This is a genomic window from Pseudonocardia charpentierae (genome assembly GCF_031845345.1).
Classification (GTDB): domain Bacteria; phylum Actinomycetota; class Actinomycetes; order Mycobacteriales; family Pseudonocardiaceae; genus Pseudonocardia; species Pseudonocardia charpentierae.
The window spans coordinates 53228-78122 of record NZ_JAVREJ010000008.1 but is presented as its reverse complement, the minus strand read 5'-3'; the positions used below and the strand labels follow the sequence as shown (position 1 = coordinate 78122).

The 24895-nt window shown below is 73.1% G+C and carries 22 protein-coding genes; 15 read left to right on the top strand and 7 right to left on the bottom strand.

Annotated features, from left to right (window positions below; genetic code table 11):
- Positions 1-9 precede the first annotated feature (9 nt).
- Complete coding sequence (gene hisH / locus RM445_RS13505) at positions 10-645, top strand: imidazole glycerol phosphate synthase subunit HisH (RefSeq protein WP_311556569.1); 636 nt, start codon at positions 10-12, stop codon at positions 643-645.
- A gap of 9 nt (positions 646-654) precedes the next feature.
- Here hisH and RM445_RS13500 read toward each other — a convergent pair whose 3' ends face one another.
- Complete coding sequence (locus RM445_RS13500; protein ID WP_311556568.1) at positions 655-1356, bottom strand: SDR family NAD(P)-dependent oxidoreductase; 702 nt, start codon at positions 1354-1356, stop codon at positions 655-657.
- 114 nt (positions 1357-1470) lie between these two features.
- On the opposite strand from RM445_RS13500, the gene priA reads away from it, so the two are divergent.
- From priA to hisI, 3 genes are read left to right on the top strand one after another with little or no spacing between them, the layout of a single operon-like run.
- Positions 1471-2238: a bifunctional 1-(5-phosphoribosyl)-5-((5-phosphoribosylamino)methylideneamino)imidazole-4-carboxamide isomerase/phosphoribosylanthranilate isomerase PriA gene (gene priA / locus RM445_RS13495; protein ID WP_311556567.1), complete on the top strand. Its 768-nt coding sequence runs from the start codon at positions 1471-1473 to the stop codon at positions 2236-2238.
- Positions 2238-3026 (top strand): imidazole glycerol phosphate synthase subunit HisF, encoded by a 789-nt coding sequence (gene hisF, locus RM445_RS13490; RefSeq protein WP_311556566.1) that lies wholly within the window; start codon positions 2238-2240, stop codon positions 3024-3026. The genes priA and hisF overlap by 1 nt, the downstream gene beginning before the upstream one ends.
- Positions 3027-3043: 17 nt before the next feature.
- Entirely contained in the window at positions 3044-3397 is a 354-nt protein-coding gene (gene hisI / locus RM445_RS13485; RefSeq protein WP_397469296.1) for a phosphoribosyl-AMP cyclohydrolase, read from the top strand.
- Here the strand turns inward: hisI and RM445_RS13480 are convergent.
- A complete protein-coding gene (locus RM445_RS13480) occupies positions 3394-4581 on the bottom strand; it encodes a GNAT family N-acetyltransferase (protein WP_311556564.1) in 1188 nt (395 codons plus the stop codon). The genes hisI and RM445_RS13480 overlap by 4 nt on opposite strands.
- A gap of 34 nt (positions 4582-4615) precedes the next feature.
- Positions 4616-5230 carry a TetR/AcrR family transcriptional regulator gene (locus RM445_RS13475; protein ID WP_311556563.1) on the bottom strand — a complete coding sequence of 205 codons (615 nt, stop codon included), beginning with the start codon at positions 5228-5230 and terminating at the stop codon, positions 4616-4618.
- 313 nt (positions 5231-5543) lie between these two features.
- On the opposite strand from RM445_RS13475, the gene RM445_RS13470 reads away from it, so the two are divergent.
- The 9 genes from RM445_RS13470 (at position 5544) to RM445_RS13430 (ending at position 15247) form a co-directional block, all read left to right on the top strand.
- Positions 5544-7190: an anthranilate synthase component I gene (locus RM445_RS13470; RefSeq protein ID WP_311556562.1), complete on the top strand. Its 1647-nt coding sequence runs from the start codon at positions 5544-5546 to the stop codon at positions 7188-7190.
- A gap of 53 nt (positions 7191-7243) precedes the next feature.
- Positions 7244-7843 (top strand): Trp biosynthesis-associated membrane protein, encoded by a 600-nt coding sequence (locus RM445_RS13465; RefSeq protein ID WP_311556561.1) that lies wholly within the window; start codon positions 7244-7246, stop codon positions 7841-7843.
- A gap of 63 nt (positions 7844-7906) precedes the next feature.
- On the top strand, positions 7907-8731 hold the full coding sequence (trpC, locus tag RM445_RS13460) for an indole-3-glycerol phosphate synthase TrpC (protein WP_311556560.1): 825 nt from the start codon (positions 7907-7909) through the stop codon (positions 8729-8731).
- A gap of 73 nt (positions 8732-8804) precedes the next feature.
- Positions 8805-10154 (top strand): tryptophan synthase subunit beta, encoded by a 1350-nt coding sequence (gene trpB, locus RM445_RS13455; protein ID WP_311556559.1) that lies wholly within the window; start codon positions 8805-8807, stop codon positions 10152-10154.
- The gene (gene trpA, locus RM445_RS13450; protein WP_311556558.1) at positions 10151-11032 is read left to right on the top strand and encodes a tryptophan synthase subunit alpha; all 882 of its coding nucleotides are present in this window, start codon (positions 10151-10153) and stop codon (positions 11030-11032) included. Before trpB ends, trpA begins: the two co-directional genes overlap by 4 nt.
- Before the next feature lie 97 nt (positions 11033-11129).
- Complete coding sequence (gene lgt, locus RM445_RS13445; protein ID WP_311556720.1) at positions 11130-12104, top strand: prolipoprotein diacylglyceryl transferase; 975 nt, start codon at positions 11130-11132, stop codon at positions 12102-12104.
- A complete protein-coding gene (locus RM445_RS13440; protein ID WP_311556557.1) occupies positions 12101-12769 on the top strand; it encodes a DUF2461 domain-containing protein in 669 nt (222 codons plus the stop codon). Before lgt ends, RM445_RS13440 begins: the two co-directional genes overlap by 4 nt.
- 97 nt (positions 12770-12866) lie before the next feature.
- Positions 12867-14294 (top strand): pyruvate kinase, encoded by a 1428-nt coding sequence (gene pyk / locus RM445_RS13435; RefSeq protein ID WP_311556556.1) that lies wholly within the window; start codon positions 12867-12869, stop codon positions 14292-14294.
- 32 nt (positions 14295-14326) lie between these two features.
- Positions 14327-15247, top strand: a complete 921-nt coding sequence (locus RM445_RS13430; protein ID WP_397469292.1) for an acyl-CoA thioesterase — start codon at positions 14327-14329, stop codon at positions 15245-15247.
- A 75-nt stretch (positions 15248-15322) separates the two neighbouring features.
- On the opposite strand, the gene RM445_RS13425 is transcribed toward RM445_RS13430, so the two are convergent.
- Positions 15323-16501, bottom strand: a complete 1179-nt coding sequence (locus RM445_RS13425; protein ID WP_311556555.1) for a DUF418 domain-containing protein — start codon at positions 16499-16501, stop codon at positions 15323-15325.
- 117 nt (positions 16502-16618) lie between these two features.
- Here RM445_RS13425 and RM445_RS13420 point away from each other — a divergent pair, with 117 nt between their 5' ends.
- Positions 16619-17614 (top strand): malate dehydrogenase, encoded by a 996-nt coding sequence (locus tag RM445_RS13420; RefSeq protein WP_311556554.1) that lies wholly within the window; start codon positions 16619-16621, stop codon positions 17612-17614.
- An 82-nt stretch (positions 17615-17696) separates the two neighbouring features.
- On the opposite strand, the gene treZ is transcribed toward RM445_RS13420, so the two are convergent.
- Positions 17697-19439, bottom strand: coding sequence for a malto-oligosyltrehalose trehalohydrolase (gene treZ / locus RM445_RS13415; protein WP_311556553.1), 1743 nt, complete (start codon positions 19437-19439; stop codon positions 17697-17699).
- 138 nt (positions 19440-19577) lie between these two features.
- Between treZ and RM445_RS13410 the strand changes: the two genes are divergently transcribed.
- Positions 19578-20156, top strand: coding sequence for a hypothetical protein (locus RM445_RS13410; RefSeq protein ID WP_311556552.1), 579 nt, complete (start codon positions 19578-19580; stop codon positions 20154-20156).
- Positions 20157-20232: 76 nt separating this feature from the next.
- Here the strand turns inward: RM445_RS13410 and treY are convergent, their stop codons facing one another.
- Together treY and glgX are read right to left on the bottom strand one after the other, a co-directional pair.
- Complete coding sequence (gene treY, locus RM445_RS13405) at positions 20233-22605, bottom strand: malto-oligosyltrehalose synthase (RefSeq protein ID WP_311556551.1); 2373 nt, start codon at positions 22603-22605, stop codon at positions 20233-20235.
- Complete coding sequence (gene glgX / locus RM445_RS13400) at positions 22602-24776, bottom strand: glycogen debranching protein GlgX (protein ID WP_311556718.1); 2175 nt, start codon at positions 24774-24776, stop codon at positions 22602-22604. Before glgX ends, treY begins: the two co-directional genes overlap by 4 nt.
- Between the last annotated feature and the right edge of the window lie 119 nt (positions 24777-24895).

Below are 24895 nucleotides of genomic sequence, written 5' to 3'. Positions count from 1 at the left end.
CCTGGGGAGGTGTCGCGGATCGTCGTGCTGGACTACGGATCGGGCAACCTGCGCTCTGCCGAGCGTGCGTTGCGCCGTGTGGGTGCGGACGTGACGGTGACCGCGGACCGGCACGCGGCGCTGGAGGCTGACGGGCTCGTCGTCCCCGGCGTCGGCGCGTTCGCCGCCTGCATGGCCGGCCTGCACGCCGTCGACGGGCCGAGCATCATCGACCACCGTCTCGCCGGCGGCCGCCCCGTACTGGGCATCTGCGTGGGCATGCAGGTGCTGTTCGACCGCGGCGTCGAGTGGGACGAGCGCACCGACGGCTGCGCGCAGTGGCCGGGCACCGTCGAGCGGCTCAAGGCGGACGTGCTGCCCCACATGGGATGGAACACCGTGTCCGCGCCGGTCGGATCGACGCTGTTCGCCGGCCTGGACGCCGACACCCGCTTCTACTTCGTGCACAGCTTCGGCGTGCGCCGGTGGGAGATGGAGGTGTCGACGGCGATCCGCCCGCCGCTGGTCACCTGGGCGAACCACGGCGAGGACTTCGTCGCGGCCGTGGAGAACGGCGCGCTGGCGGCCACGCAGTTCCACCCGGAGAAGTCCGGCGACGCGGGCGCGGCGGTGCTGCGCAACTGGCTGCGCGACGTGGTGGGCTGACGCCCGGTCTCAGCGTCCGGCGAACTCGCCCTTCTGCAGGTCGTAGCGCAGCTCACGGCGCCCGGTCCGGATCCCGTCGACGACCAGCGAGACCAGCTGTTCGACCGTCGCCGCCGCCTTCATGGGCGGCGCCTGACCGGCGATCGCCCGCCCTGCCAGGCCGGTCTCGATGTGCGGCGGGCGGACGTCGAACACCGTGACCCCGCGGCGCCGCAGCTCCGGCCGCACCGCGGTGAGCCACGCCGACAGGCCCGCCTTGCTCGCGCTGTACGCGGCCATCCCCGCGGTCGGGTAGTCGGCGAGGATCGCCGACAGCACCGCGACCGCGCCCCCGTCGGTCATCCGCGCCACCCCCGCGCGGGCCAACGCCATCGGCGCCTTCGTGTTCACCGCCAGCAGGTGCTCGGTCACGGCGTCGTCCGCGGCGTCGGCCGGCCCGAACGCGGCCACCCCGATCGCGACGACGACGACGTCCAGCCCGCCGAGCGCGTCCGCGGCCTCGTCGACCGCCGCCGCGCAACGCTTGAGGTCGAGTGCGTCGAACACACTGATAGGGGCGCCACCCAGCTCGTCCGCCAGTGCCGCCAGCTTCCGCTCGTCGCGTCCCGCGAGGGCGACGCGTGCCCCACCGCTGTGGAGGGCGCGGGCGATGCCGCCCCCCAACACCCCGGTCGCTCCCGCCACCACCGCCCGCGCTCCTGAGATGTCCACGACGACCACGCTAGGACCGCTCGCCCACGGCCGCGCGCCGACCGCGCAGGCGCTCCGGACGGCTAAGGGGTGAGCTGGTCGAGAGCCCGACCTCCGGTCGGTACTCTCCGTGGCGTGAGTTTCACCCTTCTGCCCGCCGTCGACGTCGCCGACGGCCAGGCCGTCCGCCTCGTCCAGGGCGAGGCCGGCACCGAGACCGGCTACGGCGACCCGCTGGACGCGGCGCTGGCCTGGCAGCGCGACGGCGCCGAGTGGATCCATCTCGTCGACCTCGACGCCGCGTTCGGCCGCGGGAGCAACGCCGATCTGCTCGCCGGCGTCGTCGGCAAGCTGGACGTCGCCGTCGAGCTCTCCGGCGGCATCCGCGACGACGCCACGCTCGAACGCGCGCTGGCCACGGGGTGTGCGCGCGTCAACCTCGGCACCGCCGCGCTGGAGAACCCGCAGTGGTGTGCGAAGGCGATCGCCGAGTACGGCGAGCGGATCGCGGTCGGGCTGGACGTCAAGATCAAGGACAGCGCCCACCGGCTGGCCGCCCGCGGCTGGACCACGGACGGCGGCGACCTGTGGGAGACCCTGGAGCGCCTGGACCGCGACGGCTGCGCCCGCTACGTCGTCACGGACGTCAGCAAGGACGGCACGTTGAAGGGCCCGAACGTGGACCTGCTGCGCGCCGTCGCCGCCGCCACGAAGGCGCCGGTGATCGCGTCGGGCGGGATCGCCGAGGTGTCGGACCTGGTCGCGCTGGCCGAGGCGGCGGCAGCGGGGGCGAACATCGAGGGCTCGATCGTCGGCAAGGCGCTGTACGCCGGTCGCTTCACGCTGCCCGAGGCGCTTGCCGCGGTGCGCGCGGTGGCCCCGGCCCAGCCGGCCGCCAGCTGATGGCCGTCGCCGTCAGGGTCATCCCCTGCCTGGACGTCTCCTCTGGACCAGATGGGGCCGGGCGGGTGGTCAAGGGCGTCAACTTCCAGAACCTGCGCGACGCGGGCGACCCCGTCGAGATGGCCGCCGTCTACGACGCCGAGGGCGCGGACGAGCTGACGTTCCTCGACGTCACGGCGTCGTCGGGCGGCCGGGAGACGATGGTCGACGTCGTGCGCCGCACGGCCGAGCAGGTGTTCATCCCGCTCACCGTCGGCGGCGGGATCCGTACCCCGGACGACGTCGACCGCATGCTCCGCGCGGGCGCGGACAAGGTGTCGGTCAACACCGCGGCGATCGCCCGGCCCGAACTGCTGGGCGAGATGGCGCGCCGGTTCGGGTCGCAGTGCATCGTGCTGTCGGTCGACGCGCGGACGGTGCCCGAGGGCGCTGCGCCGACGCCGTCCGGCTGGGAGGTCACCACGCACGGCGGCCGTCAGGGCACGGGGATCGACGCGGTCGAGTGGGCGGCCCGGGGCGAGGAGCTGGGCGTGGGGGAGATCCTGCTCAACTCGATGGACGCCGACGGCACCCGCGCCGGGTTCGACCTCAAGATGATCGCGGCGGTGCGTGCGGCGGTCGACGTGCCGGTGATCGCCAGCGGCGGCGCCGGGGCGGTGGAGCACTTCGCGCCTGCGGTGCGGGCGGGCGCGGACGCCGTGCTCGCGGCAAGTGTCTTCCACTTCGGCACGCTGCGGATCGGGCAGGTCAAGGACGCGCTGCGCGCGGACGACGTGGAGGTCCGGTGACGACGGTCGAACCGCCGGTGCGCGAGTCGGGGCTGGACCCGGCGATCGCGGCCCGGCTCAAGCGGACGCCGGACGGTCTCGTCTGCGCCGTCGTGCAGCAGGCCGGCACGCGCGAGGTCCTGATGGTGGCGTGGATGGACGACGAGGCGCTGCACCGCACGCTGACCACCGGCCGGGCCACCTACTGGTCGCGCAGCCGGAAGAACTACTGGATCAAGGGCGACACGTCGGGGCACGTCCAGCACGTGCGCGAGGTCCGGCTCGACTGCGACGGCGACGCGCTGCTGGTGGTCGTCGACCAGGTCGGGGCGGCGTGCCACACCGGCGACCGGACGTGCTTCGACGCGGACCTGCTGCTGGGCGGAGCCTAGAAGTAGTTGCGGATGGCGAAGCCGCCGCCGAGCAAGGCGTCCCAGCGCGCGTCGTCGGTGTCCGGGCCGCTCAATAGGCCGACGAACCGCAGGTTCGCGCACGACTGCACCCCGGCGTAGGCGAGCGCGAGGCCTCTGCCCGTGAAGGCCGGGCCGTCGGCCGCGGCCGGTTCGCAGGACAGGGTGCCGCCGGAGGCGGTGAGCCGGTACGTGCCGTCGAGACCGTCGCCGATGACGCGGAACGGAAGCGTCGCGTCGATCGGCGCGGCACCCCGGGCGCGGAACGCCCCGACGACGTCGAGCAGCCGCAGCCCGTAGGGCCACTGCCGCATCGGTCGCCAGGGTGCGGCGGGCAGGACCAGCCGGGTGGCGTCCCCACCCGATGTGCGGAGCGCCACGGTGCCGGCCACGCTCTCGAACCCGCCGAACAGGCGCCACAGCGCGGCTGCGGCGGCTCCGGTGAGCGCGATGAACTCGTGCACCGTCACCGTCGCGGTACCTCCCTGGTAGCCGTCGGTGCGGCGCCATGCGGCGTATCCGACCGGCTCCCCGGCGGTGTCGAAGGCCAGCGTGACCGTGTCCCAGTCGTCGGGAGCCTCGCGGCCGAGCGGGCGCTGCTGTGGCCCCTGCCGGGTCAGCGGCCCGTTCTGGGCGGCGGCCCAGCGGTCGTAGACGGCGCGCCGGACGACGACGTCGGGCTCGTCGTCCGGGTCCGCCCGCCGGAGCACGATCCCCTCCGGCGCCGGGATCCGGGCCAGCGACGCCACGGGGACCTCCACGTCGGCGAGCTCACCGACGATCTCGTATCCCAGCGGACGGTAGATCCCGGGTGCCGTCGGGAAGAGCGTGGAGATCACCTCGCCCCGGGCGCGGGCGTCGGCGAGCATCTGCCGGAAGAGCGGAACCAGCAGCCGGGTGCCGCGGTGCTCGGGGCGGACCGCGACGGCGGCGATACCGGCGGTCGGCACGGCGGTGCCACCGAACCACGAGGCGAGCTCGCGGACCTCGGCCGCCGCGACCAGATCCCGCCCGCGCAGGACACCCCACGCACGGGAGCCGACGGTCGGCCACTGTTCCGCCGCAGGTCCGGTGGGAGCCGGGTATCCGAACGCCTCGGTGTCGAGGTCGGCGACGGCGTCGGCGTCGTCGGGGGTGAGCGAGCGGATCTCCGGAGCGGGCGGCACGTGGCTAGCCTGCCGCATCACCGCGGGCGTGGACTCAGCCGAGAGAGCCGGTGAGGTAGCGCTGCATGGTCGGCGCGATCGCTGCGACGACGGTCGGGTGGTCGGCCGACGCCAGGGGCTCGAGCTCGAGCACGTAGCGCACCATGCCGAGACCGACGAGCTGGCTCGCGCACAGTGCCGAGCGCAGCTCGACCTGGTCCGGCGCCACGGACGAGACGACGCGGCGGACGAACATGCCCACGAACTGGCGCATCATCCGGGCCGCGACGTCGTGGCTGGCGACGCTGCGTACGAGTGCGGCCAGCCTCCGGCCGCCCCCGGTGTGGTCCCAGATGGTGAGGAAGCGGAGCACGATGCGCTCTCCGAGCCCGTCGGGGTCGCCCGGCAGCAGGTCTGCGATCAGCGCTTTGGGGTCGAGCGGCATGTCCAGAGCGGCGGTGAACAGCGTCTCCTTGCCGCCGAACCAGTGGTTGACCATCGCGGGGTCGACGCCCGCGCGCTCGGCGATCACCCGGACCGTCGCGCCCTCGTATCCGCGCTCGGCGAACTCGGCACGGGCGGCCTCGAGGAGGGTGGCGCGGGTGTCCGCCCCGCCGGGCCGCCGTCCGCGTCGACGGGGAGCGCCGGGGGTGCGCTCGGCTGCTGTCACGGGTCCATCCTCCTCTGCGGGGGCGGCGGCCGCCGTGGCCGCAACGCGAAGCGGGGCCGGTGTCCGCTTCGTCCGGTGGACGCGACGCCCGGACGATCAACCTCGCTGATCGTGTGGCCGGAAATCGCCCCGGTCGGGACCGTGTTGGTGCCGGACGATCAGCTCGGTTGATCGTGTGGCCAGAAATCGCCCCGCTCGGGACCGTGTTGGCGCCGGACGATCAGGTCGGTTGATCGTGCGGCCGAAGCGGGGCCCCGCGGGACGACGTTCGCGCCGTGCAAAGGGGTGGGCGGCGTCTGCGACGATGAGACCCATGACCTCTGCGCCCACCTCCACGGCCGGTCGGCCCCAGGCGGCTCGGCTCGGTGCGGTCGCCCCCACCCGCGAGGAGTTCCGGGAGCTGGCCGTCGGTCACCGGGTGATCCCGGTGGTCCGCAGATTGCTTGCCGACGACGAGACGCCGATCGGGGTCTACCGCAAGCTCGCCGGCGACCGGCCCGGCACGTTCCTGCTCGAGTCGGCGGAGAACGGGCGCTCCTGGTCGCGCTGGTCGTTCGTCGGGGCGCACTGTGCGGCGGCGCTGACCGAGGTCGACGGATCGCTGACGTGGACCGGGGAGGTCCCCGCCGGCCTGCCCGCCGACGGCGACCCCCTCGCGGCGATGCGGGCCGTCGTCGAGGAGTTGCACAGCGAGCCGCTGCCGGGGCTTCCGCCGCTGACCGGGGGCCTGGTCGGCTACATCGGCTACGACGCGGTGCGCCGGATGGAGCGGCTGCCGACGCTCGCCGTCGACGACCTGAAGCTGCCCGAGCTGGTGATGCTCCTCGCGACCGACCTCGCCGCGGTCGACCACCACGAGGGCACGGTCACCCTGATCGCCAACGCGATCAACTGGGACGCCAGCGACGAGCGCGTCGACGAGGCCTACGACGACGCCGTCGCCCGGCTGGACCGGATGACCGCCGAGCTCACCGCGCCCGCGCCCGCGACCGTCGCCTCCTACCACCCGGCCGAGCCGCACTTCACCCGCCGCCGCTCGCCCGCGGAGCACCACGCCGCCGTCGAGGCCGCCAAGGAGCAGATCCGTGCCGGCGAGGCCTTCCAGGTGGTGGTGTCGCAGCGGTTCGAGGCGGAGTGCACGGCGGACCCGCTCGACGTCTACCGGGTGTTGCGCGCGACGAACCCCAGCCCGTACATGTACCTGCTCCGGCTGGAGAGCGCGGCCGGCGAGCGGTTCGACATCGTCGGCTCGAGCCCCGAGGCGCTGGTCACGGTCCTCGACGGCAAGGCGACCACGCATCCGATCGCCGGCACCCGGTGGCGCGGGGCCACCGAGGAGGAGGACGAGCTCCTGGAGAAGGACCTGCGGTACGACGAGAAGGAGCGCTCCGAGCACGTCATGCTCGTCGACCTCGGCCGCAACGACCTCGGCCGCGTCTGCGAGCCCGGCAGCGTCAAGGTGCACAACTTCTTCTCCGTCGAGCGCTACAGCCACGTCATGCACCTCGTCTCGACGGTGACGGGCACGCTGCGGCCGGAGTGCAACGCCGTCGACGCGGTGGTGGCCTGCTTCCCGGCAGGGACGCTGTCGGGAGCGCCGAAGGTGCGCGCCATGGAGATCATCGAGGAGCTCGAGCCGACGCGCCGCGGGCTGTACGGCGGGATCGTCGGCTACCTCGACTTCGCGGGCAACGCCGACACCGCCATCGCGATCCGGACGGCGCTGGTCCGCGAGGGGATCGCCTACGTCCAGGCCGGCGGCGGGATCGTGGCCGACTCGGACCCGGAGGCAGAGGACACCGAGACGCTGAACAAGGCGCGTGCTGTGCTGTCCGCGGTGGCCACGGCGGCGACGCTGCGCACCCCGGGGCTGGACGACCGTGCGGACGCCGCGGTGGTGCCCCCGCGCCTCGGCACGGGTGCCGACGGCGGCGACCCGGCGGCGCACGGCACCCGGTGACGGAGACTCCCGCTCGTCGGGGAAGCCGATCGGCCGGCCGGCTCCTGCTGCTGGTGAGCCTGGCTCTGGCCGGGGGAGCCGCCGCGCTCGAAGGGGCCGCCCGCCTCGCCTGGTTCACCGCCGGTGTCGACGCGGTGGGGCGCGGCACCGTCGACGTGACGGCGACCGGCGCCGATCTCCTCCCCGCGCTGTCGGGCATCGCGCTGCTCGCCCTGGCCGCCGTCGCCGCGGCGGTCGCGGTGGCCGGGCTGCCACGTCGCGTGCTGGGGGCGCTGGTCGCGGCCGCGGGCGGCTACGTCGGAGTGATGGTCGTGCGGCTGCTGGTGAGCCCGCCGTCGCCCGCCGACCTCGCCGACCTGCCCGGTGCACCCGCGGGCGGCACCGCCGTCGCCGACTCCGTCGCGTCGCATCCCGGGCCGCTCCTGGCGGCGCTCGGCGCGGTACTGCTGATCACAGCCGGGGCTGCGCTCGTCGCCGCGGACCGCCGCCTGCCCCGGCTGGGGGCCCGCTACTCGGCACGTCCCGAGCAGGCGGCGACGGACCCGGACCGGGCGACGTGGGAGGCGCTGGACGCGGGTGTCGACCCCACCGTCGAGGCGGGCGACGCCGGCGCGGGCCGGTCCGACGGCGGCGCGTCCGGCGGCAATGTCTAGCATGTCGGGGACGTCCGAGCCCGGGAGAGCAGGCACGGCCGAGCGGGGAGGGGGACCAGCGGGATGAGCCAGAACGGCAGGAGTGTCCTCGACTCCATCGTCGACGGTGTTCGCGCGGACCTCGCCGTCCGCGAGGCGCAGGTCGATTTCGCCGAGATCAAGCGCCGCTCGACCGCCGCCCCGCCCCCGCGCGACGTGATGACCGCCCTGCGCGCCCCCGGCATCGGGGTGATCGCGGAGGTCAAGCGGCGCAGCCCGTCGAAGGGCGACCTCGCCACGATCCCGGATCCCGCGGAGCTCGCCGTGGCCTACGCCGAGGGCGGCGCCCGGGTGATCAGCGTCCTCACCGAGCAGCGCCGGTTCGGCGGGTCGCTGGCCGACCTCGCCGCCGTCCGCGCCCGGGTGGACGTGGCGATCCTGCGTAAGGACTTCGTGGTCAGCCCCTACCAGGTCCACGAGGCCCGGGCGTACGGCGCGGACCTCGTGCTGCTGATCGTCGCGGCGCTGGAGCAGAACGTGCTGACGTCGTTGCTGGACCGGGTCGAGTCGCTGGGCATGACGGCGCTGGTCGAGGTGCACACCGAGGAGGAGGCCGACCGCGCCCTGGAGGCCGGTGCCGGCCTCGTCGGGGTGAACGCGCGCAACCTGCACACCCTCGAGGTCAACCGCTCGGTCTTCGGTCGCATCGCCCCCGGCCTGCCCAGCGACGTGTTGCGCGTGGCCGAGTCGGGCGTCCGCGGGCCGGGCGACCTGCTGACCTACGCCGGCTGGGGCGCGGATGCCGTGCTCGTCGGCGAGGGCCTGGTGACCAGTGGCGACCCCCGCGCGGCGGTGCGGGGGCTGGTGGCCGCGGGCTTCCACCCGTCGTGTTCCAGAATGGTCCGGTGAGCGAGCTTGCGAGCGAACCCGTAGACACAGCGACGTGGGCAGCGCGCCGACCGAGCGTCAGCGAGGGAGCGTGATGACCACTTCTGTCCAGGCCGGCGACGGCATCGCCACCCCCTCGGGCCACGAGCCCGACGCGCGTGGACACTTCGGCCGCTACGGGGGCCGGTTCGTCCCGGAGGCGCTGGTCGCCGCCCTGGAGGAGCTGACCACCACCTACGAGAAGGCGCGTCACGACGACGACTTCCTCGGCGAGCTGAACCGCCTGCAGCGCGACTACACCGGCCGGCCCTCGCCGCTGACCGACGCGACGCGCCTGTCGGAGCACGCGGGCGGTGCGCGGATCCTGCTCAAGCGCGAGGACCTGAACCACACCGGCTCGCACAAAATCAACAACGTGCTCGGCCAGGCGCTGCTGACCAAGCGCATGGGCAAGACGCGGGTGATCGCCGAGACCGGCGCGGGACAGCACGGCGTCGCGACGGCCACCGCCTGCGCGCTGCTCGGGCTGGAGTGCGTCGTCTACATGGGAGAGGTCGACACCCGCCGGCAGGCGCTGAACGTCGCGCGCATGCGGCTGCTGGGCGCCGAGGTCATCCCCGTGACGCTGGGCTCCCGCACGCTCAAGGACGCGATCAACGAGGCGCTGCGCGACTGGGTCACCCACGTCGACAGCACGCACTACCTGCTCGGCACGGTCGCGGGGCCGCACCCGTTCCCGACGATGGTGCGCGACTTCCACCGTGTCATCGGCATGGAGGCCCGCGAGCAGGTGCTCGAGCGCACCGGACGGCTGCCCGACGCCATCGCGGCCTGCGTCGGCGGGGGATCCAACGCCATCGGGATCTTCCACGCCTTCCTCGACGACCCGGCCGTGCGGCTGGTCGGCTTCGAGCCCGGCGGCGACGGGGTCGAGACCGGGCGCCACGGCGCGACGCTGTCGGCGGGCTCGCCGGGCGCGCTGCACGGCGCGATGAGCTACCTGCTACAGGACGACGACGGGCAGACCTCCGAGTCGTACTCGATCTCGGCGGGCCTGGACTACCCCGGGGTCGGCCCGGAGCACGCGCTGCTCAAGGACCTCGGCCGCGCGGAGTACCGGCCGGTCACCGACGCCGAGGCGATGGACGCGTTCGCCCTGCTCTGCCGGACCGAGGGGATCATCCCGGCGATCGAGTCGGCGCACGCGATCGCCGGTGCGCTGGAGCTGGGCCGCGAGCTCGGCCCGGACGCGGTGATCCTCGTGAACCTGTCGGGCCGCGGCGACAAGGACGTCGACACCGCCGCGAAGTGGTTCGGCATGATCGGCGAGGGGGAGAGCGCGGAAGACGCCGACGGCACCGCGATCGCCCAGGGACGTGATCCCGGGCGTCCCGAGAAGTCGTTCGCCGACCCGGCCTCACAGACCGAAGGGATCCAGCTGTGAGCGAGCTTGCGAGCGAACTTGGCGCAGCGCGTTCGCGAAGCGCCGACCGAGCGCAGCGAGGGAGTGCGGGGAGCGTCGCCGATGTCTTCGCCCGCTGCGCCGCCGACGGCCGCGGTGCGCTGGTCGGGTACCTGCCCGCGGGCTACCCGACCGTCGACGGCTCCGTCGAGCTGTTCACCGCGGCGATCGAGGGCGGGTGCGACCTCGTCGAGGTCGGCGTCCCGTACTCCGACCCCGTGATGGACGGCCCGGTGATCCAGGCTGCGGCGGACACGGCGCTGCGCGCCGGTTTCCGGCTGCGCGACCTGTTCACCGTCGTCGAGCGGATCAGCGCGGCCGGCGGTTCGGCCGTCGTCATGACCTACTTCAACCCGGTGCTGCGCTACGGGGTCGACGCCTTCGCCCGCGACCTCGCGGCCGCAGGCGGCCTCGGGATCATCACGCCGGACCTCATCCCGGACGAGGCCGACGAATGGCTCGCGGCGTCGGAGGCGCACGGCCTGGACCGGATCTTCCTGGTCGCGCCCTCGTCGACGGAGGAACGCATCGCGTCGACGGCCGCGGCGAGCAGCGGCTTCATCTACGCGACGTCGACGATGGGCGTCACGGGCACTCGTGGCACCGTCGACACGGCGGCCGCGACGATCGTCGCCCGGTGCCGCCCGCACACGTCGCTGCCGATCGGTGTCGGTCTCGGCGTGCGCTCGGGCGAGCAGGCCGCCGAGGTCGCCGCGTTCGCCGACGCGGTGATCGTCGGCTCGGCGCTGGTGTCGGCGGCGGACCGCGGCGGTCCCGACGGCGTGCGCGACATGGCCGCCGAGCTGGCGGCCGGGGTCGCCCGTGCGGGTAGACCGGCGGGCGCTCCCACGCCCGCCTGACGGAACCGTCGGGGGCGACGGATACCGTGGCGGGGTGAGTGTTGACAGGGCGGGGCCGGTGCTCGCCTACCTGCACAGTCCGGACCGCGGTGTGTGGATGCTCGGTCCGGTCCCGATCCGCGCGTACGCCCTGTGCATCATCGCGGGCATCGTCATCGCCGTGCTCTGGGGCGAGAAGCGGTTCGTCGCCCGCGGCGGTGAGCCGGGCACGGTCACGGACGTCGCGGTGTACGCCGTGCCGTTCGGGCTCGTCGGAGGCCGGCTCTACCACGTACTCACCGACTGGACGACCTACTTCGGCCCCGAGGGCAACCCGATCGACGCCCTGAAGATCTGGCACGGCGGTCTGGGGATCTGGGGGGCGGTCGCCCTCGGCGCGGTCGGGGCGTGGATCGGCTGTCGGCGCCACGGCGTGCCGCTGCCGTTCTTCGCCGACGCCGTCGCGCCCGGCATCGTCACGGCGCAGGCGGTCGGGCGGCTCGGCAACTGGTTCAACCAGGAGCTGTACGGCGCCCCCACCACGCTGCCGTGGGGCCTGGAGATCTACCGCCGGGTCGACCCGGCGACGGGGATCACGGACCCGCTCGCGGGAGTCGCCGTCGACCACACCCCGATCGCGGTCGTGCAGCCCACGTTCCTCTACGAGCTGCTGTGGAACCTGCTCGTCGCCGGGCTGGTGGTGTGGGCGGACCGGCGGTTCCGGCTCGGGCACGGGCGCGCCTTCGCCGTCTACGTCGCCGGGTACACGCTCGGTCGCTTCTTCATCGAGCTGCTGCGCACGGACCCCGCGACGCGGGTGTTCGGCGACATCCGGATCAACGTTGTGGTCGCCGGCGTGGTGTACGCGGGTGCCATCGCCTACCTGCTGCTGGTGCGCAAGCCGCGCGAGGTGCCGCCGTTCCCGCCGCGTGTTCCGCGTGTCGCCGCGGTGCACCCGGGACGTCCTCCGGCGCACGCCGCGGAGCCCGGCGGCTCGGCCGCGACTGAGCCGGCCGCTCCGGACGCTCTCCGGCAACCCGCCCCGGCCGCCGCGGGGGAGCCACCGGAGGGCAGACCGGACCGCACCCCGTGACCGAGGTGGACACGGCCGAGGCGTTCTCCGGGTTCGGCGAGGGGGCCGTCGAGTTCTACGACGGCCTGCTCGCCGACAACAGCAAGGCCTACTGGACCGACCACCGCGCGGTCTACGAGAGCGACGTGCGAGGCCCGATGCAGGCGTTGCTCGCCACGCTGGAGCCCGAGTTCGGTCCGGGAAAGATCTTCCGGCCCTACCGCGACGTCCGGTTCTCCCGCGACAAGACCCCGTACAAGACCGCCTGCGGCGCGAGCGTCGGACCGTTCTACGTGCAGATCTCCGCCGACGGGCTGCTGGTCGCCGGCGGGGCGTACCGGTGGGCGCCGGACCAGGTCGCGCGGTTCCGCACCGCGGTCGACGACGAGCGGCGCGGCGGCGACCTCGAGGCCCGCCTCGCCGCGCTGGCCGCCACCGAGATCGAGGGCGAGGCGGTCACCCCGGCGGGCGATCTGCTCGCCACCCGGCCCCGTGGCGTCGCCCCCGACCACCCCCGGCTGCATCTGCTCCGGCACCGCAGCCTCTACGCGCACCGCGGGTGGGCGCCGGACGACATCCTGCACGAGGCGGCCACGGTGGAGCGGGTGGTGGCGGTGTGGCGGGCGACCCGGCCGCTCACGGAGTGGATCGACGACCACGTGGGACCGTCCGAACACCAGCGGTGACGTTCACCGGTTCGACGCCTGCCAGCCACTTTTGCGACTTCCACCGTACGGCGTCGCGGACATGATCGGTCCAGAGCGGAGAGTACGCTCCGGACACGTGAGTCGACGCACTAAGATCGTCTGTACCCTTGGCCCGGCCACGGCGACGCCCGAGCGCATCCGGGAGCTGATCCAGGCGGGCATGGACGTGGCACGCTTGAACTTCAGCCACGGCGACCGGGACGACCACAAGCGGGTCTACGACATGATCCGCGATGCCGCGGACGCCGAGGGCCACGCCGTCGGGATTCTGGCGGACCTGCAGGGGCCGAAGATCCGGCTGGGCCGGTTCGCGACCGGGCCGGGCTCGCTGGAGTGGCGGACCGGTGAGCAGGTGCGGATCACCGTCGAGGACGTGGCCGGCACCCACGACCGGGTGTCGACGACGTACAAGGGCCTCGCCGCCGACGCCCGGCCCGACGACCGGCTGCTGGTCGACGACGGCAAGGTCGGCCTGCGGGTCGTCACCGTCGAGGGCAACGACGTGGTCTGCGAGGTCACCGAGGGCGGCCCGGTCAGCGACAACAAGGGTCTCTCGCTGCCCGGTATGAACGTGTCAGTGCCGGCGATGTCGGAGAAGGACTGCGCGGACCTGGCGTTCGCGCTGGGCCTGCGCGTCGACATCGTGGCGCTGTCGTTCGTGCGCAGCCCCGCCGACATCGACGCGGTCCATAAGATCATGGACGAGTCGGGTGGGCGGCTGCCGGTGGTGGCGAAGCTGGAGAAGCCCGAGGCCGTCGACAACCTCGAGGCGATCGTGCTGGCCTTCGACGGGATCATGGTCGCCCGTGGCGACCTGGGTGTCGAGCTGCCCCTGGAGCACGTGCCGCTGGTGCAGAAGCGGGCGGTGCAGATCGCCCGGGAGAACGCCAAGCCGGTCATCGTCGCCACCCAGATGCTCGATTCGATGATCACCAACTCGCGGCCGACCCGCGCGGAGGCCAGCGACGTCGCCAACGCGGTGCTCGACGGGGCGGACGCGGTGATGCTGTCGGGCGAGACCAGCGTCGGGCGCTACCCGATCAAGTCGGTGCAGACGATGGCGCAGATCATCGAGGCCGTGGAGGCGGGTCCGACCGGGGTGCCGCCGCTCAACCACGTCCCGCGCACCCAGCGCGGCGTGCTGTCGTTCGCCGCCCGCGACATCGGCGAGCGGCTCTCCGCCCGCGCGCTGGTCGCGTTCTCGGTCTCCGGCGACACGGTCCGCCGGCTCGCCCGGCTGCACACTCGGCTGCCGCTGCTGGCGTTCACGCCCAAGCCCGAGGTGCGTAGCCAGCTGGCGATGAGCTGGGGTGTGGAGACCTTCCTCGTCGACTACGTGACCTCCACCGACGCCATGGTCCGGCAGGTCGACAACGCGATCTTGTCGATCGGCCGGTTCAAGCCGGGCGACGTCGTGGTCATCGTCGCAGGCTCGCCGCCCGGCACCTCGGGCTCGACGAACCTCATCCGGGTCCACCGCCTCGGCGAGGAGGACCACGCCTGACGGTTCCGCGCTCGCGCTGCGAGGATGGCGCGGTGACGGCTCCCCGCAAGGCAGTGCAGGACGACGCCGCAGGGCAGGCCGCCGCGGCACCGGTCGCCGGCCAGGAGGCCCTCGACGGCCTGGTCGCGCTGCTCGACCTCGAGCGGCTCGAGACGAACCTGTTCCGCGGGTTCAGCCCGCCGCACAGCCCCACGCGGGTGTTCGGTGGTCAGGTCGCCGGCCAGGCTCTGGTCGCGGCCGGGCGCACCGTGGAGCTGGATCGGGCGGTGCACTCGCTGCACTCGTACTTCGTGCGCCCGGGCGACCCGCGGGTGCCGATCGTCTTCGACGTCGAGCGGATCCGCGACGGCCGGTCGTTCACCACGCGGCGGGTGCGGGCGGTGCAGCGTGGCGAGGTGATCTTCACGCTGGCGGCGTCGTTCCAGCTCCCGCAGCCGGGCGTCGAGCACGCCAAGCCCGCGCCCACCGGCGTGCCGGTGCCCGAAGAGCTGCCGGACCTGGGGGAGCGACTGCGCGGGGAGCGGACGTTCCTCACGGGCGTGCCGCGTCCGCTGGACCTGCGTTTCGTCGAGGCGCCGCTCTGGTCGTCGCGGCGCGGGCCCGCCACGGACGAACCGCAGCGGGTGTGGATGCGGGCGGACGGGACGCTGCCGGACGACCCGATGCTGCACGTCTGCCTGCTCACCTACGCGAGCGACCTGACGCTGCTCGCCTCGGTGCTCGCCCCGCACCCGCTGCACATGGGCGAGGTCGGCCTGGCGAGCCTGGATCACGCGATGTGGTTCCACCGACCGTTCCGCGCCGACGAGTGGCTGCTCTACGAGTGCCGCTCGCCGAGCGCGTCCGGGGCACGGGGGCTGGCGACGGGCCGGTTCTTCACCCGCGACGGGCGGATGATCGCGACGGCGGTGCAGGAGGGGTTGGTCCGGGTCTCGGACGAGCGCCTGTCGTAGTCCCGGCGGGTGCGCGTGGATGCAGCGAAAGCGGCTTTCGGTGCGTTGAGTGCACTCAACGCCGCTTTCGCTACATCAGGCGCGGGACCGCGACGGCCGGCCGTAGGTAAGGCGGCGCAGCAGCACCTCCGCGGGGCCGCGGTAGCCGGCGCGCGCGGACACCGCGGCGATCAGGAGCAACGCCAGCCAGACGCCGACGGCGAGCAGGGCCGCCTGCGTGACGGTCAGCCGGGCGCCGAGGCCGAGGGCCCAGGCAGGCAGCAGCATCGCGAACACCACCGACTGCCCCAGGTAGCACGACAACGACCGCTGTCCACCCGCCGCGAGCGCCCGCACCGCCGGACCCGGGCCACGGGTGCCGGCGGCCAGCAGACCGAACGCTGCCGCGTAGCCGAGTCCGCCCGCGTACCCGCCCACCGTGTGCAGGGTCCCCGACAGCAAGAGCATCCCGACCCCGGGCCGCCACACCCCGACCGCGGCGAGCGCCAGCGGCAGTCCGGCGAGGACCGCGACGAGGAGCCCGCCGACCGCGACCCTGCCCAGCACGCGCCGGTGCACAGCCGGCTCGTCGAGGATCCGGTACCGGGCCGCCCACACCCCGAGCGCGACCGCGGCGACCACGCTGAGCAGGGAGCTGATGAGGATGCCGCCCGCCCACTCGGTCACCCTCGTCGCCGCCGCGGTCACCGGATCGGCCACCGCGACCGAGAGGAGCGGCGCCGTCCCGGGCGGCGAGAAGCCCGAGAACGCCCCCAGGCCGGCGCCCAGCACGGACCCGACCACCGCCGTCGTCGCGAGGCTCACCGACGTCCCCGTCACGGCCATCCCGGCGAGGGCGACGGCGAGCACGCCGTAGGCCGAGACGATGTCGCCGGCCCAGAGCAGTACGACGTGCGCGACACCGATCACGACCAGCCACAACCCGCGTCGCCGGACGAGGTGGATCACGGCGTGCGGCTCCACCCCCGCGGCCGCACGGCGTGCCGCGAGCTGGCCGAGCCCGTAGCCGAACAGCAGCCCGAACAGGGGGTAGGCCCGGCCGTCGACCAGGGTGAGCTGCAGTACGGCGACCACCGCGTCGGACCCTGGGAGCCCGGCGGGGTAGCTGCGCACCCCGAGCGGCCGGTCGAACAGGTACAGGTGCACGTTCGCCAGCGCGATGAGCAGCAGCATGGCGCCGCGGGCCACGTCCGGTGCGAGCGCCCGGTCGCGCAGGGCCACCGCACCGGCCGAGGGGTCAGCGGGGCCGGACATGGTCGCGACAGTAGGACCCGACACCAGGACACCGCACCCACGTGACCTCGCTCTCGGTATCGGTTCCGGTAACGCCCGTCTCGGTCCACCCAGAAGGGAGGGGGATAGCCTCGTGTCGTGTCTGCGTCGACTGCGTCTCCTGTCACCGTGACCGTCACCGGAGCCGCCGGGCAGATCGGCTACGCGCTGCTGTTCCGGATCGCCTCCGGCCAGCTGCTCGGGCCGGACACCCCGGTGCGCCTGCGCCTGCTGGAGATCCCGCAGGCGGTGAAGGCCGCCGAGGGCACCGCGATGGAGCTCGACGACTGCGCGTTCCCGCTGCTGGCCGGCATCGACATCACCGACGACGCCACCGCGGCGTTCGACGGCGTGAACGTCGCGCTGCTGGTGGGCGCGCGTCCGCGGACCAAGGGCATGGAGCGCGGCGACCTGCTGGAGGCGAACGGCGGGATCTTCGCCCCCCAGGGACGCGCGATCAACGCGGGTGCGGCCGACGACGTCCGCGTGCTGGTCGTCGGCAACCCGGCGAACACGAACGCCCTCATCGCCCGGTCCGCGGCTCCGGACGTCCCGGCCGACCGCTTCACCGCGATGATGCGCCTGGACCACAACCGCGCGATCGCGCAGCTCGCGAAGAAGCTGGACGTACCGGTCACCTCGATCCGCAGGATGACGGTCTGGGGCAACCACTCGGCCACCCAGTACCCCGACCTCTTCCACGCCGAGGTCGACGGCAAGGTCGCGGCGGAGCAGGTCGACGAGAGCTGGCTGCGCGACGAGTTCGTCCCGACGGTCGCCAAGCGCGGCGCCGCCATCATCGAGGCGCGCGGGGCGTCGTCGGCGGCGTCGGCCGCGAACGCGGCGATCGACCACGTCCGCGACTGGGTCTCCGGCACGCCCGAGGGCGACTGGACCTCCGCCGCCGTCGTCTCCGACGGGTCGTACGGCGTCACCGAGGGCCTGATCTCGTCGTTCCCGGTCGTCTCGAAGGGCGGTCGCTGGGAGATCGTCCAGGGCCTGGAGCTCGACGCGTTCTCCCGTCAGAAGATCGACTCCTCGGTGGCGGAGCTGGCGGAGGAGCGCGAGGCCGTGAAGGGCCTCGGCCTGATCTGATCCGAGGCTCGTGCCTGGAAGGCCACCTTCACGGCGCCACGCGTCCTGAAGGTGGCCTTCCTGACTTCCCGGCCGGCCGGCGTCAGCCGATCTCGGCGATCACGAACGACTCCGGGCCCACGGTCAGGGCCTCCTCGTCGACCTCCACCGGCTCCGACGCCAGCAGCACCCGCCCGACCGGCAGCCCCAGGTCGAACGTCACGGGGTCGTCGCCCAGGTTGACCGCCAACCGCAGCCCGCCGCGGTGCAGCACGATCGTGCGCGCGTCGTCGTCGACGTCCACGTCGACCTCGTCCAGCCACGGGTCCGACAGCTCCGGCCGGGCCTTCCGCAGCGCGATCAGCTCGCGATAGGTCGCGAGCACCGTCGAGTGCGGTTCCTCGGCGGCCTCGTTCCAGTCGAGCTTCGAGTCGAGGAACGTCTGGACGTCCGTCGGGTCGGGCACCTCCTCGGCCGCGTCCCAGCCGTGCGACGCGAACTCCGACCGCCGGCCCTCACGCACCGCGTCGTTGAGCCGGTCGTCGGGGAAGTGGGCGAAGAACTGCCACGGGGTGCGCGCCCCCCACTCCTCGCCCATGAACACCATCGGCGTGAACGGCGAGCAGAACAGCAGCGCCGCACCGCAGGCCACGAGGCCGGGGGTGAGCGTCGCGGCGTGGCGGTCGCCGGCCGCCCGGTTGCCGACCTGGTCGTGGTCCTGCAGGTAGGTGACGAACCGGTGGGCGGGGATCCGGCGGGTGTCGACCGGGGCGCCGTGGTTGCGGCCGCGGAAGCTGCTCCAGGTGCCCTCGTGCAGGAACACCCGGGTCAGCACGTGGGCGAGCCCGGTCAGGCCCGCCGTCGCGAAGTCGGCGTAGTAGCCCTGGTCCTCGCCGGTGAGCACGGCGTGCAGGCTGTGGTGGACGTCGTCGGCCCACTGCGCGTGCAACCCGTACCCGCCGCCCTCGCGGGCGGTCACCATCTTCGCGTCGTTGAGGTCCGACTCGGCGATCAGCGACAGCGGCCGGCCGAGATGGGTCGACAGCGACTCGACCTCGCCGGCGAGCTGGTCCAGGACGTGCCGGGCGCGCGTGTCGTGCAGGGCGTGGACGGCGTCGAGGCGCAGGCCGTCGAGGTGGAAGTCGCGCAGCCACATCAGCGCGTTGTCGATGATGTAGCGGCGGACCTCCTCGGAGTGCGCCCCGTCCAGGTTCACGGTGGGGCCCCAGATCGTCTCGCCCGCGAAGTAGGGGCCGAACCGGTCCAGGTAGGCCCCCGAGGGGCCCATGTGGTTGTAGACGACGTCGAGGACGACGCCGAGGCCACGGGTGTGGCAGGCGTCGATGAACCGCTTGAAGCCGTCCGGACCGCCGTAGTTCTCCGTGACGGCGTACCAGCCGACGCCGTCGTAGCCCCAGTTGCGATCGCCGTCGACGGCGTTGACGGGCAGCACCTCGACCAGGTCGATCCCGAGCGAGACGAGGTGGTCGAGCTTCTCGATCGCCGAGTCGAAGGTGCCGGCCTCGGTGAAGGTGCCGATGTGGAGCTCGTAGAGCACGCTGCCGGGCAGCTGACGGCCGGTCCAGGCGTGGTCGGACCAGAAGAACGCGTCGTGGTCGTAGAGCCGCGACGCCGAGTGCACACCGGTGGGCTGCCACTGGGAGCGCGGGTCGGGCAGCGGGGTCTCGTCGTCGTCGAGGAGGAACGAGTAGGCGGCGCCGGGCCCCGCGTCGGGGACGTCGACGTGCCACCAGCCGCCGGACTCCTCCACCATGTCGTGTTTCCGGTTGTCGACCAGGACCCGCACCCGCTTCTTCAGCGGCGCCCACACCACGAACTCAGCCACGGATGAATCCTTCCTTGTCCACTCATGGCCCGCCGTGTCGGAGGGCCGCCCCGACCGGATGGACCGGGTACTGGTGCGGAGCGCGTCGGCGTGGCAGTACCCCTGACCGTGACCGCCAGTCCAGGTGACGATCTCGCTGTGAGCACCAGCACGATCCTCTTCCTCACCGGCGCCGCGTGCGGCGTGTTCTTCGCCGCGCTCGCGGTCTACGGGCAGGCGCGCGGCGGCGGGTCGCTGCGCGAGGTGCGCTGGGGGGTGCCGATCGGGATCGTGGTGTTCGGTCTCCTGTTCGGCGGCATGGCGTTCCTGCTCGACTCGGGCGTCGCGGGCAAGACGCTGTTCGAGGCCGAGGTGGCCGGATCGGGTGCAGCGGTGCCCTCTGTGCTCGAGTGGGAGATCCCCGTCGAGCACCCCGGAGCGGGCCACTCGCTGGGCGTCTACCCGAACTCCGACCGCAACGTGGACAGGCCCGCCGACGTCCGGGTGCAGCTGGTCGACGAGCTCGGGCGGGTGCTGGTCGACGACGAGCGCACCCTCGAACCGCGCTGCGAGGACGACTGGAACTGCAACTGGGACGGCTACAGCAGGGACTTCACGCCGCCGACCGGGGGTGAGCTGCGGCTGACGGTCACCGTGCTCACGCCGGACGTGCCCACCGTGCACGTATGGCTGGGCGACGACGAGAAGACCGACGGGCAACGCATCCCGGGTTACTAGCCCGCTCGCACACACGAAGCCGGGCCGGTACACAGGTCACGACCTGAGTACCGGCCCGGCTTCCTTGGTGTGAGCTTCAGTCCGACCGCACCAGCAGGGCGACCGGGTAGCGCGCGAGCACCTGGGCGAGCCGCGGGGCGCTGCTCTCGACGGGCGTGCCGGTCAGCACGTCCGTCCACGTCGCGGCCCCGTCCGGCAGGGGCAGGACGGTGTCCGCCCACCCGCCGCGGGCGGTGAGGCCGATCGGCAGCCGCGTCGCGACCGCCACGAGCTGCGGGGACCGCTGGAACGCGATCGCGTGCTCGGCCGCGGGCCCCTCGGCCGGGACGGCCCGGTAGCCGGCGAACAGCTCGGGCCGCTGCCGACGCAGCAGCAGCGCCTGGGCGGTGACCAGCAGCTTCGTCGCCCCGTCCGGGTCGGCGTCGACGCCCCCGAAGTCGGGGAGCCAGCCGCCGTCGATGCGCTCCAGCAGTTGCCGGCGCAGGGCCCAGTCGACCGGGCGCCGGTTGTCCGGGTCGACCAGCGAGTACTCGTAGAGCTCGGTGCCCTGGTAGACGTCCGGGATGCCCGGCCCGGCGATCTGCAGGAGCTTCTGGCCCAGCGAGTTGCCGCGGCCGGGCGCGTCTATGCGCGCGACGAACTCGTCGATCTCCGCGACGGTGCCGGGATCGCCGAGCACCTGCGCTGGCCACGCGGCCACCGCGGCGTCGACCTCGGCGTTCGCGTCGACGTGGCTGGTGACGAGCTTGGCCTCCTTCGAGGCCTTGCCCAGGTACGCGGCCATCCGCTCGGCGGAGATCGGCCAGGCGCCGACCAGGTTCTGCCAGGCCAGGAGCTCCAGCGAGCGGTCCGGCAGCGGGTGCGCGGCCGCCCACCGCCGCAGCCGGGGCGCCCACTCGTCCGGGATCTCGGCCAGCACCGCGAGCCGGGCACGCACGTCTTCCGACCGCTTGGTGTCGTGCGTGGACAGCGTGGTCATCGTGCGCGGCCACGAGGCCACCCGGCCGGCGCAGCGGTCGTGGAACTCGGCGGGGGAGACGCCGAACCGGTCCGGGTCACCACCCACCTCATTCAGCGCGACGAACCGGTTGTAGCGGTAGAACGTGGTGTCTTCGACGCCCTTGGCCATCACCATGCCGGACGTCTGCTGGATCCGGGTGGCCAGCTTGCCCTCCGGGTCGCCGACCATCGTCCCGGCGATCACTCCGACGACGTCGGCGAGGTCCGGCCGGTGCGTGATCGCCACCGACACCGCCGTGTCGAGCGCGGAACGCCCTTCCGGCAGGTAGCTGCGGTACACCGGGAAGCCGCAGAGCAGCTCGGCGACGGCTTCGCGAACCCGGTCCGCAGCGGGTCCGGGCTCCTCGTCGGTGGACGGGGCCGCGTCGGGCACCGGCACCAGCGCGGCGATGCGGCGCACCTCCGCCGCCAGGATCGTGTCGGCCACCTCGCGCCGGGCGGCGTGCTCGGCGGCGTGCGCGTTCTCCTTGCGCCCGATGTGCTCGGCCGTGAGCTGGGTGAGCAACCCCGCCCCGTCGGCGTCGACGAACACCCCGCAGATCTCGCGCAGTGCCTCGTAGCCGGACGTGCCGTCGACCGGCCAGGAGACGGGCAGCTCCTCGCCGACGCCGAGGATCTTCTCCACCAGCAGCCAGCGGTCGGGCCCGATCGCCGCGCGGAGCCTGCGCATGTAGCCGCCGGGGTCGGACAGGCCGTCCGGGTGGTCGACCCGCAGCCCGTCGACGTCGCCGGCCTCCACCCAGCGCAGCACCGCGCCGTGCGTCGCCGCGAACACCTCGGGGTCTTCCACGCGGACCGCGGCCAGCGTGGACACGTCGAAGAACCGGCGATAGGTCAGCTCCGCGGCGCCGCGCTTCCACGACGTCAACCGGTAGTGCTGGCGCTCGTGCACCTCCTGAGCAGATCCCTCGCCGGTGCCCGGCGCGACGGGGAAGGCGTGCTCGTAGTAGCGCAGCTCGCTGCCGTCGTCGGAGAGGGTGAGCTGCTCGGCGAGCACCTTCTCCTCGTCAGCCGGGTCGGCCTCGGCCCCCAGGATCGGGAGCAGCAGCGGGCCGGCGTCCCAGTCGATGTCGAAGTACGACGCGTACCGCGACGAGCGGCCGTGCGTGAGCACGTCCCACCACCACGGGTTCGCCTTCGCGACGTCGACGCCGACGTGGTTCGGCACGATGTCGAGCAGGAAGCCCAGGCCACGCTCGCGTGCGGCGTCGACCAGCGCGCGACGGCCCTCCTCGCCGCCGCGCTCGCCCGAGATCCGGGTGGGGTCGACGACGTCGTAGCCGTGGTTGCTGCCCGCGCCCGACTCGAGCAGCGGTGACGCGTACACGGCACCGACCCCGAGCGCGTCGAGGTAGGGCACGAGCTCGGCGCCCTGCTGAAGCGTGGTGTCGCGGGAGAACTGGATGCGGTAGGTCGATGACGGAGTCACGACTGGGACGACTCCGTCCGCTGCAGCACGACGACCGAGCGGGCGGGCACCGGGCGCTTCGCCCCGCCCGCGACCCGCGGCGGGTCGGCTGCCACCACGCCGGGGACGGTGGTCAGCGTGAGCACCTCGCCCACGGCGGTGTCGACCACGATCGCCCAGCCCGTGCCGTACTCCGGCGGCGGCAGGGTGACCTCGATGTCCTCGTAGTGCGCGTTGAGGCACAGGAGGAAGGAGTCGTCGGTGACCCGCTCACCGCGGGTGTCGGCCTCGGTGATCCCCTGGCCGTTGAGGAACACGGTGACGCACTTGCCGAACCCGGAGTCCCAGTCGTGCTCCGTCATCTCCTCGCCGGCGGGGGTGAACCAGGCGATGTCCGGCAGGGCCGTGCGGCCGTCCGTGCCGCGGCTGCGGCCGATCGGCTTGCCGGCGAAGAACCGGCGCCTGCGGAACACCGGGTGTCCGGCGCGCAGGGCACTGACCCCGGCGGTGAAGCCGACCAGGCCCGCGTTCTTGGTCGACAGCGACCAGTCCATCCAGGCGATCTCGCTGTCCTGGGCGTAGACGTTGTTGTTGCCGCTCTGGGTGCGGCCCAGCTCGTCGCCGTGCAGCAGCATCGGCACGCCCTGGGACAGGAACAGCGTGGTGATGAAGTTGCGCTGCTGGCGCGCCCGCAGGTCGAGCACCGCCGCGTCGTCCGTGGGGCCCTCGACCCCGCAGTTCCACGAGCGGTTGTGGCTCTCGCCGTCGTTGCCGCCCTCGCCGTTCGCCTCGTTGTGCTTCTCGTTGTACGAGACGAGGTCGTTGAGCGTGAACCCGTCGTGCGCGGTCACGAAGTTGATCGACGCGTACGGGCGTCGGCCGTCGGCCTTGTACAGGTCGCTGCTGCCGGTCAGGCGTGAGGCGAACTCGCCGAGCGTGCCGGGCTCGCCGCGCCAGAAGTCGCGGACCGTGTCGCGGTACTTGCCGTTCCACTCCGTCCACAACGGGGGGAAGTTGCCGACCTGGTAGCCGCCGGGGCCGACGTCCCACGGCTCGGCGATCAGCTTGGCCTGGCTGATCACCGGGTCCTGCTGGACCAGGTCGAAGAACACCGACAGGCGGTCGACGTCGTAGAACTCGCGGGCGAGGGTGGACGCGAGGTCGAAGCGGAAGCCGTCGACGTGCATTTCGGTGACCCAGTACCGCAGCGAGTCCATGATCAGCTGCAGGGTGTGCGGGTTGCGCACGTTGAGCGAGTTGCCGGTGCCCGTGTAGTCCATGTAGTACCGCTGGTCGTCCTCGACGAGGCGGTAGTAGGCGGCGTTGTCGATGCCGCGCATGGACAGCGTGGGGCCCATGTGGTTGCCCTCGGCCGTGTGGTTGTAGACCACGTCGAGGATCACCTCGATGCCCGCGTTGTGCAGGTCGCGGACCATCGCCTTGAACTCCTGCACCTGACTGCCCGCCCGGCTGTTCGCCTGCGAGTAGGCGTGGTGGGGGGCCAGGAACGCGATGGTGTTGTAGCCCCAGTAGTTCGTGAGGCCCTTCTCCTGCAGGTGGTGGTCGGTGATGAACTCGTGCACCGGCATGAGCTCGACGGCGGTGATGCCCAGGTTCTTCAGGTGCTCGATCATCACCGGGTGCGCCAGGCCCGTGTAGGTGCCGCGCAGCTCCTCGGGGATGTCGGGGTGCTGGAAGGTGAGGCCCTTGACGTGCGCCTCGTAGATCACGGTCTCGTGGTACGGGATGCGCGGGTGGCGATCGCTGCCCCAGTCGAAGAACGGGTTGACGACCACCGACTTCGGCACGAACGGCGCCGAGTCGGTGTCGCTGCGCTCGTCCGGGCTCCCGAACGGGTAGCCGAACACTGCCTCGTCCCACTCCACCGGGCCGTCGAGGGCCTTGGCGTAGGGATCGATCAGCAGCTTGTTCGCGTTGCACCGCAGGCCCTCGGCGGGGTCGTACGGACCGTGGATCCGGTAGCCGTAGCGCTGTCCCGGCTCGACGGTGGGCAGGTAGCCGTGCCACACGAAGCCGTCGACCTCGCGGAGCTCGACGCGCGTCTCGGTACCGTCTTCGGCGAAGAGACACAGCTCCACGCGGTCCGCGATCTCGGAGAAGATCGCGAAGTTCGTCCCGGCGCCGTCGTAGCTCGCGCCCAAGGGGTAGGCACTTCCCGGCCACGGCCGCATGGCGTCCTCGCTCTCCGGCTCTCGCCGGCTCGTCGTCACTGGTGGGGAAGGACTCGCCGCGGTGGCGGTGTCCGGGATCGATCGGCTGCTGGGGGCCGGGCGCAGGGGTGCGGTCGACA

What these genes read in the sequence shown, in the direction of transcription:
- hisF (WP_311556566.1), top strand. Translation starts at nt 2,238, where the DNA reads ATGGCCGTCGCCGTCAGGGTCATCCCCTGCCTGGACGTCTCCTCTGGA.
- RM445_RS13470 (WP_311556562.1), top strand. Translation starts at nt 5,544, where the DNA reads ATGACCTCTGCGCCCACCTCCACGGCCGGTCGGCCCCAGGCGGCTCGG.
- trpC (WP_311556560.1), top strand. Translation starts at nt 7,907, where the DNA reads ATGAGCCAGAACGGCAGGAGTGTCCTCGACTCCATCGTCGACGGTGTT.
- trpB (WP_311556559.1), top strand. Translation starts at nt 8,805, where the DNA reads ATGACCACTTCTGTCCAGGCCGGCGACGGCATCGCCACCCCCTCGGGC.
- lgt (WP_311556720.1), top strand. Translation starts at nt 11,130, where the DNA reads ATGCTCGGTCCGGTCCCGATCCGCGCGTACGCCCTGTGCATCATCGCG.
- RM445_RS13425 (WP_311556555.1), bottom strand. Translation starts at nt 16,501, where the DNA reads ATGTCCGGCCCCGCTGACCCCTCGGCCGGTGCGGTGGCCCTGCGCGAC.
- glgX (WP_311556718.1), bottom strand. Translation starts at nt 24,776, where the DNA reads ATGCGGCCGTGGCCGGGAAGTGCCTACCCCTTGGGCGCGAGCTACGAC.